This window comes from Desulfoplanes formicivorans, assembly GCF_001748225.1.
GTDB lineage: Bacteria > Desulfobacterota > Desulfovibrionia > Desulfovibrionales > Desulfomicrobiaceae > Desulfoplanes > Desulfoplanes formicivorans.
The window spans coordinates 112815-130095 of record NZ_BDFE01000009.1 but is presented as its reverse complement, the minus strand read 5'-3'; the positions used below and the strand labels follow the sequence as shown (position 1 = coordinate 130095).

The 17281-nt window shown below is 59.1% G+C and carries 10 protein-coding genes; 6 read left to right on the top strand and 4 right to left on the bottom strand.

The features are described from left to right. The first annotated feature begins 135 nt into the window (after positions 1 to 135). The 4 genes from DPF_RS04450 to DPF_RS04435 all read left to right on the top strand — a co-directional run bounded on the left by DPF_RS04450 (position 136) and on the right by DPF_RS04435 (position 10910). Entirely contained in the window at positions 136 to 1293 is a 1158-nt protein-coding gene (locus DPF_RS04450; protein WP_083254464.1) for an efflux RND transporter periplasmic adaptor subunit, read from the top strand. Then, positions 1286 to 4507 carry an efflux RND transporter permease subunit gene (locus DPF_RS04445; RefSeq protein WP_069857736.1) on the top strand — a complete coding sequence of 1074 codons (3222 nt, stop codon included), beginning with the start codon at positions 1286 to 1288 and terminating at the stop codon, positions 4505 to 4507. Before DPF_RS04450 ends, DPF_RS04445 begins: the two co-directional genes overlap by 8 nt. 266 nt (positions 4508 to 4773) lie before the next feature. Beyond that, positions 4774 to 6555 (top strand): autotransporter assembly complex protein TamA, encoded by a 1782-nt coding sequence (locus DPF_RS04440; RefSeq protein ID WP_069857663.1) that lies wholly within the window; start codon positions 4774 to 4776, stop codon positions 6553 to 6555. Between the two features lie 29 nt (positions 6556 to 6584). After that, a complete protein-coding gene (locus DPF_RS04435; RefSeq protein ID WP_069857662.1) occupies positions 6585 to 10910 on the top strand; it encodes a translocation/assembly module TamB domain-containing protein in 4326 nt (1441 codons plus the stop codon). A 174-nt stretch (positions 10911 to 11084) separates the two neighbouring features. Here DPF_RS04435 and DPF_RS04430 read toward each other — a convergent pair whose 3' ends face one another. The 4 genes from DPF_RS04430 to DPF_RS04415 form a co-directional block, all read right to left on the bottom strand. Further along, positions 11085 to 11327 carry a YgaP family membrane protein gene (locus tag DPF_RS04430; RefSeq protein WP_069857661.1) on the bottom strand — a complete coding sequence of 81 codons (243 nt, stop codon included), beginning with the start codon at positions 11325 to 11327 and terminating at the stop codon, positions 11085 to 11087. Between the two features lie 251 nt (positions 11328 to 11578). Further along, the gene (gene phrB, locus DPF_RS04425) at positions 11579 to 12928 is read right to left on the bottom strand and encodes a deoxyribodipyrimidine photo-lyase (RefSeq protein WP_369689584.1); all 1350 of its coding nucleotides are present in this window, start codon (positions 12926 to 12928) and stop codon (positions 11579 to 11581) included. After that, positions 12925 to 14955, bottom strand: a complete 2031-nt coding sequence (locus DPF_RS04420) for a DUF2867 domain-containing protein (RefSeq protein ID WP_069857660.1) — start codon at positions 14953 to 14955, stop codon at positions 12925 to 12927. The genes phrB and DPF_RS04420 overlap by 4 nt, the downstream gene beginning before the upstream one ends. 172 nt (positions 14956 to 15127) lie before the next feature. Continuing rightward, entirely contained in the window at positions 15128 to 16081 is a 954-nt protein-coding gene (locus DPF_RS04415; RefSeq protein WP_069857734.1) for a YbgA family protein, read from the bottom strand. Positions 16082 to 16295: 214 nt separating this feature from the next. Here DPF_RS04415 and DPF_RS04410 point away from each other — a divergent pair, with 214 nt between their 5' ends. Together DPF_RS04410 and DPF_RS04405 are read left to right on the top strand one after the other, a co-directional pair. After that, on the top strand, positions 16296 to 16769 hold the full coding sequence (locus DPF_RS04410; RefSeq protein ID WP_069857659.1) for a CreA family protein: 474 nt from the start codon (positions 16296 to 16298) through the stop codon (positions 16767 to 16769). A gap of 31 nt (positions 16770 to 16800) precedes the next feature. After that, positions 16801 to 17277, top strand: coding sequence for a DUF3124 domain-containing protein (locus DPF_RS04405; protein WP_069857658.1), 477 nt, complete (start codon positions 16801 to 16803; stop codon positions 17275 to 17277). Positions 17278 to 17281 lie beyond the last annotated feature (4 nt).

Here is a 17281-nt window from a genome sequence, read left to right as displayed (position 1 = left end):
CCAGGGCACAAGGTGCAACTGTGCCCGGGTCGTCTGCTCCCTGCCGGGCGCAGGCTCTTTGTGGTATTTATTTGCACACCTGCCCGGATCCCGATATATGCGGGGCATTTCCTGTTCCCCTTTTCCGGAGTTCCCATGCACACCCCCTCTCTCCTCCGCACCCTGTCCATGATCCTCGGCCTGGCCGCCCTTGTCGGCATTCTTGTCTATCAAACCGGCATGTTCACCCGGGGACGGATAAAGCCCGGAACAACCCCTCTGCCAGCATCGATCCAGACTCCGGAAACAACCCTGACCGTAACACCCCAGGTTCTGCCCCTGTGCTACACGGGCGTGGGCACGATCACCGCACGGACTACGGCGGACATTGCCGCCCAGGTTACGGCAAAAATCACGGCCATCAAGGTGCATCCGGGTGACCGGGTCAAGCAGGACGACATTCTGGTGGTTTTGGACAACAGGCCCTTCAAATCCCGTATGGATCAGGCCCGGCAGGGACTGCTCGCTGCCGAGGCCATGCGATCCCAGGCCGATCAGGCCATCAAGGCGGCCAGGGCCCGTTTCGACCAGACCCGGTCCCGGTACAAGAGAATGCAGGAGATGTTCGCCTCCCGGACCATTTCCTCCCAGGATCTGGAAGTGGCCCAGGCCGAATACCTCCAGGCACAGGCAGGACTGGAACAAGCCAAGCAGGGGCTTGAGGCGGCCAAGGCCCAACGGAACCGATCCCGCAAGATGCTCGAAGAGGCAGCCATCAACCTCGGCTTCACGACCATCAAGGCTCCCATGGACGGGGATGTTGCCAGACGACTGGCCGATCCCGGCGACCTCGCCGTGCCCGGGCAGCCGCTTCTGACCATCCATGCCGGGGAACAACTGCGCATTGAGGCGGTGATTCGCGAGGGACTCATGGGCAGGGTTGCCCTGGGGCAGTCCGTGCCCGTGGACATCGCGTCACTCAATCAGACCGCTACAGGCATTATCGAGGAAATCGTGCCCACGGCAGACCCGCGCACCCGGACCTTCATGGTCAAGGCGGCCCTGCCGGAAATGCCGGGAATCTATCCGGGCATGTTCGGCAGATTGCGCATCCCGGTCGGCCAACGCAAGGCCCTGCTCGTCCCCAGACAGGCCATCAAACGGGTTGGTCAGCTGGAAACCGTCCTGGTTCGCGAGGGGGATCACTGGGAACGGATCTTTGTCACCACCGGACCGGCCATGGGCGACAGGATCGAAATCCTTTCCGGACTGAATCCCGGTGATGTCATCGGCATGGGAGGCATTCATGACTGAACACCATGGCCCCCAGGGAATCATCCCGGCCATTGTACGAACCTTTCTCCAGGCCCGGCTTTCGGTCATGTTCATCCTCTTTGCCCTGGGCCTGGGCATTGCCGCCATCCTGACCACCCCTCGCGAGGAGGAGCCCCAGATTGTTGTGCCCATGGCCGACATTTTCGTGCATTTCCCCGGAGCAAGCGTCCATGAAGTGGAACAGCTCGTGGCCACGCCCCTGGAGAAACTGCTCTGGCAGGTGGATGGCGTGGAGGATGTCTATTCCACCTGTCAACGGGACATGGCCGTGGTCACGGTCCGTTTTTTTGTGGGCGAAAACCGCGAAGATTCCCTGATCAAGCTGCACAACCAGATCATCTCCCACCAGGACGAAGCCCCGCCGGGCCTTTCCGGATGGGCGGTCAAACCCGTGGAAATCGATGATGTGCCCATTGTCTGCCTGACCCTGTACTCGGACAGGTATGATGATGCCCAGCTGCGACGCATCGGCGAAGAGGTTCTCACAAGGCTGTCGGAAATTCCGGACATCTCGGCAACATCCATAACCGGTGGGCGACGACGTGAAATCCGGGTGGAACTGCTCCCCCAGAAACTGAGCGGCTTTGGCGTCTCTCCCATGGAGGTCTTTGCCCGTCTCCACGGGGCTGACGATTCCGTCACCGCCGGGACCCTGACCTCCATGGGCACCACCATGACCGTGTCCAGTGATTCCTTTCTGCAGTCAGCCGACGATGTCCGTTCCCTGGTGGTGGGGGTACACGATGGCCGTCCCGTGTACCTGGGCGATGTGGCCCGGGTCGTGGACGGTCCCGAGGAACCGGTTTCCTATTCCAGGATCAATCTGACCCCTTCCCATCCCAGGGTGCCCTCCCTGCAACGATCCGGCGGGGAGCGAGCAACCTATCCCGCAGTGACCCTGGCCCTGGCCAAAAAACGGGGCACCAACGCGGTCAAGGTGGCCCGGGATATCCTCGCCCGCATGGCTGCCCTGGAAAAGACCGTACTTCCGGACGGTATCCATGTGGAAGTGACCCGCAATTACGGCCACACCGCTCAGGTCAAGGTCAACGAGCTGCTTTCCAACCTGTTTTTCGCCATTGTGACCGTGGTTGGCCTGCTGGCCCTGACCCTGGGATGGCGCGAGGCATTGGTGGTGGCCCTGGCCGTTCCCATCAGTTTTTCCCTGGCCCTGTTTGTCAACCATCTTCTGGGCTATACCATCAACCGGGTCACCTTGTTTGCCCTGATCCTCTCCCTGGGGCTGGTCGTTGACGACCCCATCACCAACGTGGAGAACATCCAGCGCCATATCAGGGCCGGGGACATGAAACCCAGGCAAGCCACCCTGTTTGCGGTGCGCGAGGTCCTGCCGCCGGTGATCATGTCCACCCTGGCCATCATTGCCTGCTTTCTTCCCCTGTTCTTCATCACCGGGATGATGGGACCGTACATGGCCCCCATGGCGGCCAACGTCCCCCTGACCGTGACCTTTTCCACCCTGTGCGCCATCACCATTGTCCCCTGGATGTCCCATGTACTTCTCAGAAAACAGGCCGCACCGGCTCGTGCGCTACCCGTTGATCCCGTCACAACGCCTGTTGGCAGGGCCTACCGGGCCACGGTCCTGCCCCTGCTGAACTCCCGAGTGCTGCGCTGGACCGTGTTCTTCCTCATTCTGATCATGCTCGCGGGTTCCCTCACCCTGGTGTACTTCCGTCAGGTTCCCCTGAAGATGCTCCCCTTTGACAACAAAAACGAGTTGCAGATCGTTCTGGACATGGACGAGGGAACCTCCCTGGAAAACACCGACCGGGTCATTGGCGAGCTGGAACGCTATCTGACAACGGTTCCGGAAATAATCAGCTTTGTCTCCTACACCGGCACGGCCTCGCCCATGGATTTCAACAGTATGGTCCGCCACTATTTCCTGCGAGGCCTGCCCCACCAGGCCGACATCCGGATCAACCTGGCCGACAAGGACAAACGGGTCCAGCAAAGCCACGCCATCGGGCTGCGCATCCGCAAGGATCTCACGGCCATTGCCCGCAGGCACAACGCACGTCTCAAGCTCGTGGAGTCCCCGCCCGGTCCTCCGGTGTTCTCCACCATCACCGCGGAAATCTACGGCACCCCGGACATGACCTATGACCAGCTCCTTGCCGGGGCCGCCCATGTCCGCGCCATCATGGAACAGGAACCCGCTGTGGTCGATGTGGATGATACCTCGGAAACCCTGCGCAACAAGCTCGATTTTGTTCTGGACAAGGAAAAGGCCGCCCTGCACGGCGTGGACACCCAAAATGTTGTCCAGACCCTGACAGCGGCCATCAAGGGACTTTCGCCCGGCCTTGTTCATCTGGAGCATGAACGGCAGCCCCTGCGCATCCGACTGACCCTGCCGCGAGCCCTGCGATCCGATGTCACCGGCCTGGGGCAGATTCCGGTCAAAACCTCCTTTGACACCATGATCCCCCTGGCCGAGCTGGGAACCTTTGAACGCATTCCCCAGGACAGGACCATCATGCACAAGAACCTTGAGCGGGTGGTCTATGTGACCGGTGAAATGGCGGGTCAGGCCCCGGCCGAAGCGATCCTGGACATGCAGAAGACATTGCGCGCCCATCCCCCGGCCAAAGGCATCCGGGTCAACTGGCGGGGTGAAGGCGAATGGAAAATCACCGTGGATGTCTTTCGGGACATGGGCATTGCCTTTGGCGTGGCCCTTCTCGGAATCTATGTACTGCTCATCCTGCAAACCGGATCCATGGTCCTGCCCCTTTTGATCATGGCGGCCATTCCCCTGACCCTCCTTGGCATCATGCCCGGATTCTGGCTGTTGAACCTGCTCATGGCCCATCCCGTGGGCGGATTTGCCAATCCGGTCTTTTTCACGGCCACATCCATGATCGGCATGATCGCCCTTGGAGGCATTGTTATCAGAAATTCCCTGGTGCTCATCGAATTCATCCAGGATGCGGTCAGGCAGGGCATGCATCTCAAGGAAGCCATCCTCACAAGCGGGGCCATCCGTCTGCGCCCCATCGTGCTCACTGCCCTGACCACCGCTCTGGGAGCCTGGCCCATCACCCTGGACCCCATTTTTTCCGGCCTGGCCTGGGCCCTCATCTTCGGGCTGTTCGCGTCCACGGCGTTCTCCCTCATCGTGGTGCCGGTGGCCTATTTTGCCATGTATGACAAACAGACAGGATAAAAGGTCACAAGGCTTGTTGTCCTCAAATGGTCCGAAGGGGACAAAGAGGGCAGATTGCAGGAAACAGCAAAAACGCCGAAAAGGCCCGCTGCCAACCCGATTCTCACCTGTTACCCCACGAAAACAAAGGGTGGAGCCCACGGGATATGCCCGCACAGAAAACCACCTGAACCACCTGGTCATTGACGAATGGGGGCAGGCCGTGCAACCGGATCTGGGCATCGCCCAACCAGCAGAACAACAGGACATCTTTGCTCACGAAAACCATGCAGCTTGTCAAAATCATCGTGCCTTTTTTGGGGACGGTCCTGGTCTGCATTCTCATGCAGCCGCATCAGGCAGCGGCCCAGAACCGGGCCGTCCCCTACACGGCCACCCTGGAAGGAGCGCCATCGGACGAAGCCCAACAGGCCATCCTGTTGCAGGCGGACACCTTTGCCCGCGAGGACAGGCCGCCCCGCACGCGGGCGTTGCTGCGCAAACGGGTGGCTGATGATCTTCCCACCATTCGTTCCATCCTGCAGTCCCTGGGCTACTACAAAATCCAGATCTCCACGGACGTGGATACGAACATCTCCCCTGCAAGGGTGAGTCTGAACATCACGCCGGGCCCCCTGTTTCGCATGGGCACCGTCACCCTGGAAGGGGTCCCCGACAACGTCCCCCTGTCTCCCCAGATTATAGGCCTGGCACCGGGCACACCGGCAACCGCAGCAGCCATACGCAAGGGGGAGGACATCCTGCTCGACATGCTTGGCAACCATGGCCATCCCTTTGCCCGCAGCACCTCACGGGATGTGGTTGTCGACCATGCCCTCAACCAGGTGAACATCCTCTGGAAAATCGATCCGGGGCCGGCATGCACCTTTGGCCCTGTAACCATTACCGGGCTGGACCAGGTGAATCCGGAGTTCGTGCACCGCACCATTGCCTGGCAGGAGGGGGAAACCTTCAACGCCACGGCCCAGGACACCACCAGGATGAAGCTGCTCAAAAGTGGTCTGTTCGGGACCGTACGCATTGAACACGCAGATACTCCCCAGGCCAGTGGATCCCTGCCCATGAGCATTGTCGTGCAGGAACGGGTTCCGCGAACGGTCAAGGCAGGTCTCGAGTACGCTACGGACACGGGTCCTGGAGCCACGTTTTCCTGGGAACACCGTAACCTTTTTCACGACGGGGAATTGCTGCGAACAAGGGGACAGATCAACGATATCACCCAGGGAGCCGATGTCAGACTGATGTTTCCCGCATTTTTCGGGCCCTGGCAGATGACCACTGAAGGGGCCCTTGCCAGGGAATATACAGATGCCTACACAAGCAAATCCATCACCACAGGCATGATGCTGGAACGCAGGCAGACCCCGTGGCTGCGTACCGGAGGCGGGGTGCGCTATCGGCTCAACACGGTTGATGACAGCGAGGGGGACAAAAAGACCTATGGGCTGATTTCCGTTCCTGTTTTTGCGGATGCCGTCAAAGCCGCGCCCATGCTTGATCCGACCTCGGGATGGACCCTCAAGGGAGAAACAGCTCCCTACCTGGATCTTCTGGGAGAAAACATCTTCTTTGTGAAATCCCGCGTGCAGGGAAGCGTCTATCTCCCCTTGCTCCCCTCCAGGAAACTGACCCTGGCCTTGCGCGGCGCGCTGGGAGTCCTGGGGGGAACAGGTTTGCAGGATATCCCGGCCAACGAACGTTTCTATGCTGGTGGGGGTGGTTCTGTACGGGGATACGCCTACCAGAAAGCCGGGGATCTGGATGATGACAACGACCCAACAGGCGGGTTGTCCAAACTCGAATGCGCTGCGGAACTGCGGGCCACATTTACCAAAACCCTGGGCGGAGTTGTCTTCCTGGATGGCGGTCGAGCCTTTCCCGATGCCGTCCCCGATGATCTGACCGATCTTTTCTGGGGCGCGGGCGCGGGACTGCGCTACTTTACCCCCATCGGCCCCCTCCGTCTGGATGCCGCGTTTCCCCTCAACAAACGCAATTCCATTGACGACGCCTTTCAAATCTATATCAGCATAGGACAGGCATTCTGAATAGGATTGGCTTGAACAGCACGGATTTTATGAAAAAAAATCGTTTTTCATCAATCCTTCGTCCCATGATCCTGCTGGGCGGCAGTGGCCTGGTTCTGGTCGTTGTCATCGGCCTTGTTCTGCTTGGTGCGCTGACCACCCAGCCTGGCCTGAAACTACTGGAACACGGCGTGAACCGGTTTCAGTCCACAACACGCATCTCCGGGTTGCATGGCAATCTGTGGGGACGCTTTGGGGTGGAACAATGCTCCCTGGCCGATGCCAACGGGACCTGGCTGACCATCAACGACCTGGGATGCCAATGGGAACCGGTACGCCTGTTCCACAAGAAGCTGCACATCCTTTCTGTCCAGGCTGCACGTATGGACCTTGCCCGCTGGCCCGAAGCAACAGAAACGACCAGCCCGACCCCATCAACCCGGTTTTCCCTGCAAACCCCATGGTGGTTTCCGGCATTGACCATCAACAAGCTGGGCATTGCACGCCTGGGACTTGGAACCGACATCCCCGGGTCCGTCCCCCTTCTGACCCTTGAGGGATCTGCCGAGCTGACCTCCTTTACCGGGCCCGGCAGGATTCAGGTCCACCTGCATCCCCTTGACCAGACAACCCCGCAACTTGATTTCTCAGCCCTGCTGGATGACGATTCCCTGCAATGCTCGGGCAGGTATGACGATCCAGCAGGGCTGACAACCGCCTTTCTTGCCGGGTATGCCGATCCCCTTCCCATTACGATCCATTTCCAGGGATCGGGTCAGGCCCGCGCCTATCAGGGGACCCTCACGGCCAAGGCCGATACAATGGGAACGGTCCAGATGCGCGGACAATGGTCCCAACACAACGGGAGCCTCAAGGGCACGGTTCTCCTGGAACAGCACGGTCAGCTGGCAGACCTTGCCGACACCATAGGTGAACAGATCGGGGTGGATTTGCAGGCATCCACAGACCGGCTTGGGCAGGAACTCACCACGGATTTTGCGCTTGCAGGTACATGGATGACCCTGTCCGGCACCAGCAGGGTGCGCCTTGACCAAAACAACACGGACACCTCCTTTGAACTGCGCCACAATGACCCCAACCGGCTGGGCGTCTTCCTGGGAATGGGGATCCGCAAACTCGCGCCTCTCACCGGCTCCATCAAGGGCCCCCTGACCAGCCCGACCCTATGGTGTTCCGTGACGGCCGGATTGCTGGAATCCGACCAGATCCGCATGGAAAACCCACGCATCAGCCTGCATGCCCAACCGTCTCCGGACACCGGGACAACCTATGCGGCAACTTTGCATGTGTCCCTGGCCGACATTATCCTGCCTGATATCCTGCACAGTGGCCCGGTAGACATCAGGACCATGTTTGACGCCCTGGGTGGCAAACAGGTTCAGGTACGCCTGCAGACAACCGGTCCGCTTCAGATGCAAGGATCCGGTTCCTTTACCCCTGAATCCGGCACCGTATCGGCCGCATTTTCCGGCAATGCCACCTTGGGCACCCTCCTGACTCCAGACCTGGGTCCGGTGCCCGAATCAATGACCCTTTCCGGCCAGGTCCAGGGCAATGTAGTGAACCGCCAGGGAACAGGGCAACTTGCCATGCGGTGCGGCCGATTCACCCGGGGACCGGATTGGCTGCATGCCCTTCTTGGCCCTTCCAGTACCCTGCAGCTTGCAACAACAATCAACCCCCATGTCATCACCCTCACCTCACTGACCCTGAACGCCACCCATGTTCAAGCGGCCGGCAATGGCACCGTGTGGCCGGACAGGCAGGCGTACCAGGCCAATGTGAAAGGAACCCTCCAGACGGCACCTTTGGGACTGGACCCGGCCCATCTCAGGGCCATGGACCTGACATCAGAACTTGCCGGAAATTCTGACCGCCTTTCGTGTGCCGTGTCGGCTCTCCCGGTCACAACACCGACCTCGACCTTTCCCCTGACACGGATTGCCGCCAACGCCACACTGAACAATCTGAACACGGCCCCCGCAGGAACCTGGGCCGCGCGCATGCAAACCGTTTCCGGGCCTTTGGACCTGAGCGGAGACCTGAACCTGACAACAGGCGTGGCCATCCCTCACGGCAAGTTGCAGGGACTGGGGCTCAAGGGCACCTTTCTGGTGGATATGCCGTCCAACAAACCGTTAACAACGGTTCGCGGTCATATGGCGGCCTCCTCGCTGGAACCCGTGGGAACATTGCTGCAGCAACCCGTGAAGGGATCCCTGGACATGACAGGGAGCTACACAGGTACCAGTGATACCCGACGGCTGAGCCTTTCCGGATGGGCACACGATCTGGCATACGGCCAGACCCTCACCATTGCCGGTGCCAACCTGAACCGGCTGCATCTGGACATGGATCGACCCGACCAGCCCGATCTGGAACTGACCATTGACAACATTGCTGCCGGAAATCTGCATCTGGAAAAGACCCTGTTCCGCACAGCCCGTGAAGGCACAGGCGTTCATCTCGCCATGGAAGTCGAGGGGACCAGACCGGCCCGAATGCAACTGGCTCTTGAAGGCCAGACCCGATCAGATCACCAGGGCAGATCCCTGCGCCTGAACACCCTGGAGGGAGCCTGGGACAGGATACCGATCCGTCTTGTCGCCCCCACCGAACTTTCCGGCAGCAACACCACCCTGCAACTGGACCCCACCACCCTGACTCTTGGAAACGGCACACTTCACGCAAGGATGCATCAGGATGCGCAGCAGATCCATGCATCCTTGGATCTCAAGGATTTCCCCCTGGCCTCCCTGCAACGCCTCGCCCCCGTTCCGTTGCCTGCGGGCAACCTGACGGCCCAGGCCTCCCTTGAAGGGCCTCTTGAATACCCCAACGTGCAAACCACTGTGCTGATCGACCATCTGGCGGAACGCCCGTCCCAAGATGATGATGCCCTGGCGGGAACCCTGCGCATCAATGCCCATACCACCCGGGACCGTCTGGAAGCCACGGCCTCCCTGTCGGGGCTGGGATCTCCCCCCCTGCGTATTGCCGCCGACCTGCCCTTCGCCCTTGGCCTACGTCCTTTCAAGGCCCTGATGTCCAAGACCGATCCACTAAAGGTCACGGCGCAGGGGAAAATTGACCTGGCAACACTCGGCGATATCCTCGCCCCTGCCGATCTTGAGATGGCGGGCAATCTGGATCTGGATGCGGCAGCAACCGGAACCATGAACGCCCCCAGGCTCTCCGGAACCCTGCGTCTGGACAAGGGGCGGATCGAGTATGTCCGCACCGGTACGCTTGTCGAACAGCTCCAGGCCCTGATCCGTCTGAACACCGACCAGATCATCCTGGAATCATGTTCCGCCACAGACGGGGAAACAGGCCGCCTGGAGGCCCAGGGCAGCCTGACCATCCCGTTACAAAATCCCCTGTCCTATGAGATCTCGACCAGCCTGCATGGCACCCGGCTGCTGGCCACCGACACGCTGACGGCATGGGTGGATGGAACCTGCAAGGCCCACGGAAATGCCAGCGAAACATGGCTCCGTGGCAACGTGACCATCCCCAGGGCCGATCTGGATATTTCCCGCAACCCGGATCCCAGTCTTGTCCCGGTGGCCGTTCGGGAAATCCATGTGCAACCCGAACATCAGGTGGTGCCCGAGGCGCAGGCATCACCCCCTGCAGACATCAATCTGGACATGGCCGTGACCATTCCCGGTCGCATGTTCGTGCGCGGCCGGGGACTGGAGTCCGAATGGAAAGGTGCACTCAAGGTCACCGGGAAAACAGCAGCCCCTGCCATCAGCGGCACCCTGACATCCGTCCGCGGTTCCCTGGCCTTTGCCGGGCGGGATCTGAACCTGACAACAGGAAACATACAATTTGATGGCGCATACCCGCCCAACCCCGTTTTAAACATCATCACAACGGCCAGCATCAAATCCACTGACGTCCAGGTCAAGGTTCAGGGAACTGCCCAGAAACCGGACCTGCTCATGGAGGCCTCCCCCAGCCTGCCGGAAGACGAAATCCTGGCCCTGCTCCTGTTCGGGTCCTCGGCAGCCCAACTCAACCCCATGCAGGCCCTCCAGCTGGCCAACACGACACGCAACCTGACCGGAAACAGGAAACAAAGCGGCTCCAATCTCATGGGATTCATCCGTTCGCTGCTCGGTGTGGACACCATCAAGGTGGGCTCGGAGAATAGTGACGGAGAAATGCAGGTCGGCGTTGGCAAATATCTGACCGACTCCATCTATGTGGAACTGGAAAAGGGACTGACCTCGGATGAGGACGCCGTATCTGCGGAAATGGAACTGACCCCCAATATTGGCGTGGAAACAGAGGTGGGCACGGATTCCACCGGCAAGGCGGGGATTTATTGGAAGCGGGATTATTGAAAACGAATGGTGATGCGGGGTACCAGGTTTGAGATATTCTTGAAACCAGATACTGCCTGGTTATGTGGCAGTGTCAGACCATTGCGGCCAGTTATGCAATGACACGCCCCACCAGACCGGCAACCTCCAGAGAGATGTCCGGCCTGGTGGCGAGCAACGGGTTGTCCTCTCCCGTTATCGCATTCTCAGGGGTTTTTTGGTATCCTTGGTGGCCGAATCAGGAATGAGTTCCTTGTCATCACGGCACGTGGAAAATCCCAATAGGGAACTCAGGGGACACCAGCCGATGGCCGCGGTCAGCAGCGGGATGATCCCCACAGCCCCCCACCAGGAATCGAAAACCGCCCCCAGGCCAAGCAGGGACAGGCCAATGAACACACGAATGATCCGTTCGCTCTTTCCGACATTGCATCGCATAGCTGCCTCCGGGTTACCAGAACGTCACCAACAGGAACACCTTTCATACCTTCCATGGCATATCTTCTTTTCAGAAGAAACCCTGTACGCATACACCCTGCGAATCATCTTCTGCGGTTGATCCACGCATCACCGCATCCTCGTGCAGGACCCCGCACCCAACGCGTTCACCATTTCGCAGGCAGACACGTTTTCCCTGACCACCCCATTCCGGGCAGATGGCATGGACTCGTTGCCACTGCCCACGCTTTCTAGGGTGAGTTGTTCCCGATATATTCGTGCACATCAAATTTCCGCTTGCAGCCGTCCGCGCTCATGAACCTGACCGTGCCGAACACCGGCCGTTCCTTCCATGGCCGGTCGTGCAGTCCGCCCATGGACCAGAGCACGCCCACGTAGCCGTTGGGATCCCGGCCATCAAGTCCGTACCGGTCGTTGAGACGGATGGCCGTGGCAAGGGCATCCTCGGGTGTTTTCGACCACTCAAGGATTTTCTTGGCCCAGTACATGCGCATGTATCCGTGCATGATACCTGTTCGCCTCATCTCCTGCTGGGCCGCATTCCACAAGGAATCATGGGTTGCGGCTTTTTCCAGGGCGTCCGTGCTGTACACATATTCACGGACATCGTGGCGGTGCTTGTCCAGGGTGGCCCGGCCCCAGGCGGGTATTCCCTCAAGGGAATCGTAGTGCGGATTGTGCAGGCAGTAATTGTCCGCCAGCTCCCGCCGGATGATGATTTGCTCCAGAAAGGCCTGCTGCCCTTGGGTACGCGGTGACGCCACCGCTTCCAGGACCACGCGCTGGGCCGCGATCTGACCGAAGTGAAGCCAGGGTGAAAGCCTTGAAAGCCCGTTGGCATTGGGGTCCCTGCTGGCCCGGTCGTAGCGGTCCAGGCCGTGGGCCATGAAAGCGTGCATCCGGTCCATGCCCCCTGTATAACCGGGCGTGATTCCGGCAACGGGCAGAACCGTACGGTCCACCTCAAGACCGGCCATGAGATCTTCCCCATCGGGCTCAACGCAGGGTATGTCCTGTTCCGGCAATGCTTCCCATACGGGGAATGGCTCCAGAAATTCGGCCAGCAAACGCTGGATTCTGGGACGAATGGTTCTGGCTGCGTATTCCTGCTTGTCCGAAACCCGCCAGACAGGCACGATGTTATGCGCATCCACCTCGTGCACCGGAATATCGAGATGCTGCAGCAGTTCCCGTTTCCATTCCTGCTTGATGCGCAGGGGATCGAAATCCGTGACAACAAGCCCGGCATTGCACGCTCTGGCAAACGACCGAACCACATCAGGAGGATGTCCCGGTCGAATCCTCAGGCAAAGCCCCCTCTCCCGTGCCCGCGCCCATGTCTCCACAAGTCCCTGCATCATGAAATCATACTGGCGGATGCATGCCTCTCCAAAAGAGCCAGTCAGACAGAAGAGAATATGCAGGGGGACCCGCGCCTGCCGGGCCATGTCTGCCGCATGAATCAAGGCCCAATTGTCATCCACCCGCTGGTCCCGGCTCATCCAGTAGACCACCGGGCCTGCGCCCTGCACAGCCTGGTTCAACCTGCGGATGCGGTCCGGATGCACAGCTGCCATCATGCACGCTCCTGGTCATTGAGCTGACGGACAAATATTTCCTGAACATCCTGAAACTCCTCGACAACGATATACCGGGATACGCTCACGGCAAACACGGCTGTATCCGCATCGTTCAAAAAATCCTTCAGCCGGGGATGCGCCTGCATAAGCAGCCGTTTCATGGAGTCCGCCGGACTACCGGCAAGCTCGGTTGCGGTCCCAAGAACGGTCACGGCCATGGCCCCGTGGGGATCGTCATCCCCATTCTCCCGGTTATCTGCCAACAGGGAAACCACGGGATGGGCGATCATGTTTTCGTACTTGCGGGTCGATCTGGGAGTGGCCAGCGCGATGTTCGTCAGATCAGGAGTCACGGCAAAGACCATCAGGCTGCAGTAGGGGCCTGCTTCCGACTGGGTGGCCAGGACCATGCTCTTCTGTTCCGCCAAAAAGGTTCGCAGGGTCGTGCGCCACAAGGGGTCCTCGGTGAGCACGATGCAGGGCCGAATCTCTTCGTCCAGCGGTTCGCGCACAACACAGGACGGTTTGGCGATCACCCTGGCTGGCGGTCTGATCACCGGACAAAGGATGTGGCGGGAAATCCCGCGAAGCATCCCCTTGAAGATCAGGACGTGAAACGGGGCGAGCAGATACCAGTACACGATTCCCCACAGTCCCCGGGGAAGAAAGCGTGCGCTTTGCACAAGTTCGGTCCGCCCTCCCTCCTGGGCGGTAAGAGTGAACTCGAGCAGGGCTTCGCCAGGGACCTTCATCTCTGCCAGAAGGGTCAGCTTGTGGCTCTTCCGCACATCCAGAACCCGCCAGAAATCCAGGGCGTCTCCCACCCGAATATGCCGGGGATCACGCCGGCCCCGGCGAAGGCCGACCCCGCCCATGAGTTTGTCCACAAAACCGCGCAACTTCCAGAGGGCATTGCCATAGTACCACCCCCGCTGCCCCCCGATGGTCCGGATGGTCTCCCAGACCTCGGCAGGACGTGCCTGCAGCACGGTGGCATAGTTGCATGACAGCACGGTCCCTTCGGCATATTCCTTGTCACCGCAGGTCACCCATTCGGGCGTATGCACCACACCGGCATCACTCCAGAAGGTATCCACGGTCTGCTGCCGGACCCGCTGAAGAATACGGGCAATGGCCTCCTGACAGGACAGCAGTTTCTGGGGAATGAGCTCGGCGATGCGCATATCCGCACACACCACCTCGTTTCTGAGTCCCTCGGCCAAAGGCCTGGCAATATTCGCCGGAAGGGGAGTGACAAGGCTGATCCAATGGGAACTCAGCCTCGGGGAAAGCACGGGCACCGAAATAACGATCCGTGGTTTGAGCCCCGCCTCTCTGGCGTAGATCTGAAAAAGCTCCTCGTAGGAAAGAATGTCCCGCCCACCAATATCAAAAACCTGCCCCAAAGTGGCCGGCTCCTCCAGACATCCCGTGAGATAGCCGAGCACATTGCTGATGGCGATGGGCTGGCACCGGTTCCTGACCCATTTGGGGGTGAGCATGATGGGCAGCCGATCAACAAGATACCTGAGAATCTCGAAAGACGCGCTCCCCGCTCCCAGAATCATGGCCGCTCGCAGCCAGGTCACGGGTACATCCCCCTGCATGAGGACCTCTCCCACTTCCATGCGCGAGGCAAGATGCTCGCTCAGGTCCTTGCCCTGTATCCCCAGCCCCCCCAGATAAATAATCTGTTCAAGACCAGCCTTGGACGAGGCCGCCGTCATGTTCTGGGCAGCCTGGCGATCGATTTCGGAAAAATTCCTGACGCCCGACTGCATGGCATGCACCAGATAAAAGGCCGCCTGGCATCCGGCCAGAGCCGAATCAAGGGCTTTTTGATCCAGGACATCCACGGGAACGATTTCAAGATGGGGATGGCGTGCGTAGGGACGGCAAGCCAGTTTGGAAGCCGAACGGGCTCCGGCCCGGACATGGTATCCCTTGTCCAGCAGCAAGGGGACGAGACGACCTCCCACATACCCGGTCGCGCCAAGGACAAGGACGGTTTTGTGCGTGGTGTTCACGAAATCTCCTGTATGAAGAAGGGTACCCATTCAGATGGCTTGTTTACAAGACGCAACGTTGAACCGGAACGGATTGTGGGCGCATGTCTGCGTTGGAAATACCGGGGATGACCACCTGTTCTTCGTTTTGTCTGAACATTGCCGTTGTTGTTCATGTGCCGGGCAGAAACATTCATACATGATTGAGCAGTTGGAGTTCCACGGGATGGGGATGGAGATACCATTGTTCCTCCAGATACTTCTGCCTGTACAGACGAACATAATGATTGACCATGGTGATCGGAACAATCAGGGGCACATGACCGCTTTGGTACCGGGCGATGATTTCCAGCAGTTCCTGTTTTGCATCCGGCAAGAGGTCCCGTTTGAAATATCCCATAAGGTGCATGAGGACATTGACGTTCTTGTTCACCGTTGTCTTAAGGCTCAAGGCTTTGGTCAGCATGGCGAAATAGCTGTCAAACAGGACGTCGGTTTCCAGCTCGCTGCCTCGGGCCACCAATCGGCCCATGTCCTTGTATCCCCTGAGATGCTGGGACATAATCATGTACTTGTGCCGGGTATGAAAGGCCACCAGGTTACCCGTGGTTTTGCCCGCCTCCAGCATGGACCGCCACCGTTTCATGACAAACAGCCTGCGGATGAAATTCTCCCTGAGTCCGGGATCGTACAGCCGGCCACTGTCCTCCACCGGCAGCAAGGGAAAACGGTCCATGAACATGCGGGCAAATATGCCCACCCCCTTGGCAACGGGAACCCCCTTGTCGTTATAGACTTTGACCCGCTCCATGCCCGAAGATGGAGACTTGGGCGTGAAAATGAATCCGCACAGGTCAAGGGTTGCCAGCCGTTCCAGCTCCCTGTTTCCCCAGCGTTGCATCTGCTCGGTGTAATCAATGTGCGTGGTTCTGGTCTCCAGCCGGGGCATGTTCGGGTTGTTGCCCGTCAATCGCAGGGCTTCCCGGGGAACGGGCATACCGCACCCGACCTCGGGACATACCGGAACATACTCCAGATAGGGAGCCAGAATATCGGTCAGCAGACGACTGCGCTTGTGCGATCCGTCATAGCGTACAGGCTCCCCCAGGAGACACGCACTCACTCCGACCCGAATGGTTTTGCCCATGGAATCCTCCATCCACACCTTTTTGCCATACCACGACCATTACCCGGTTTGCGCGAAAAATGCCATGGGTTCGGACAAAAAAGAGGAGGCATGCCTTTTTCGCGCATGCCTCCTCTTCAAAAGCGTCCGTTTGCAACGAACATGTTGACCCATCAGGTTTGTAAGGGATATGCCTTGTACCTATGCAATCTCCTTTCAACACTGACGACTACTCATGAAAAACATTCTGATCCTCCTTGCCGTTGCCCTGGCCGCAACCTCCATCGCCCTGGCCGAACAGATCGGTTCAGTGGACACAGCCTTCAAGTTCCTTGGCCCTGATGACAAGATCGTAGTGGAATCCTTTGACGATCCGGAGGTTGCCGGTGTGACCTGCTATCTGAGCAGGGCCAAGAAAGGAGGTGTATCCGGCGCCATGGGGATTGCCGAAGACACCTCGGATGCGTCCCTTGCGTGCAGACAGACGGGAAAGATCGTTCTCCCGGAGAAAATCCGCAACAACGGCCACAAAGGGCGCAAGGTGTTCAGAAAAAGGACTTCCATCCTGTTCAAGACCATGCAGGTCGTGCGGTTCTATGACCAAAAACGCAACGTGCTTGTCTACCTGACCTATAGCGACAAGCTCATTGATGGCTCGCCCAAGAATTCCATCTCCTGTGTCACCATCCGCAACCGGGAATGGGAATAGCCTGCTTCACCTTTGCACCAAGGATCCTGCCATGCTCAACGTCTTGTTTCGATCACTTTTCCTGTGCTGCCTGACCCTTTGCATCACGAGTTCCCCTGCCCGGGCAGAGGACGCACTGGTCACCGGCGGCACCGTCTACGTCCCCATCTATTCGAACATCTACCACGGCCCCAAGGCCCGTCCCTTCGAGCTTATGGCCATCCTGAGCATTCGCAACACCGATCTCCAGGGGTCCATACGCATTGTCCAGGCCGACTACCATGACAGCCATGGCAAGCTGATAAAACGCCATGTGGGGAAAAACCTGATCCTTCCTCCCCTGGGATCGGCCGATTACACGGTTCCCGAACAGGACAAAACAGGAGGTGCCGGCGCCAATTTCATTGTCACCTGGGAATCCGACCAGCCGGTCAACGAGCCCATCATCCAATCCCTGATGATCAGCACCCGCTCCTCTCTGGGCATATCGTTCATCTGCCCGGGCAAAACAATCCATGTTTCCCCATAATCCC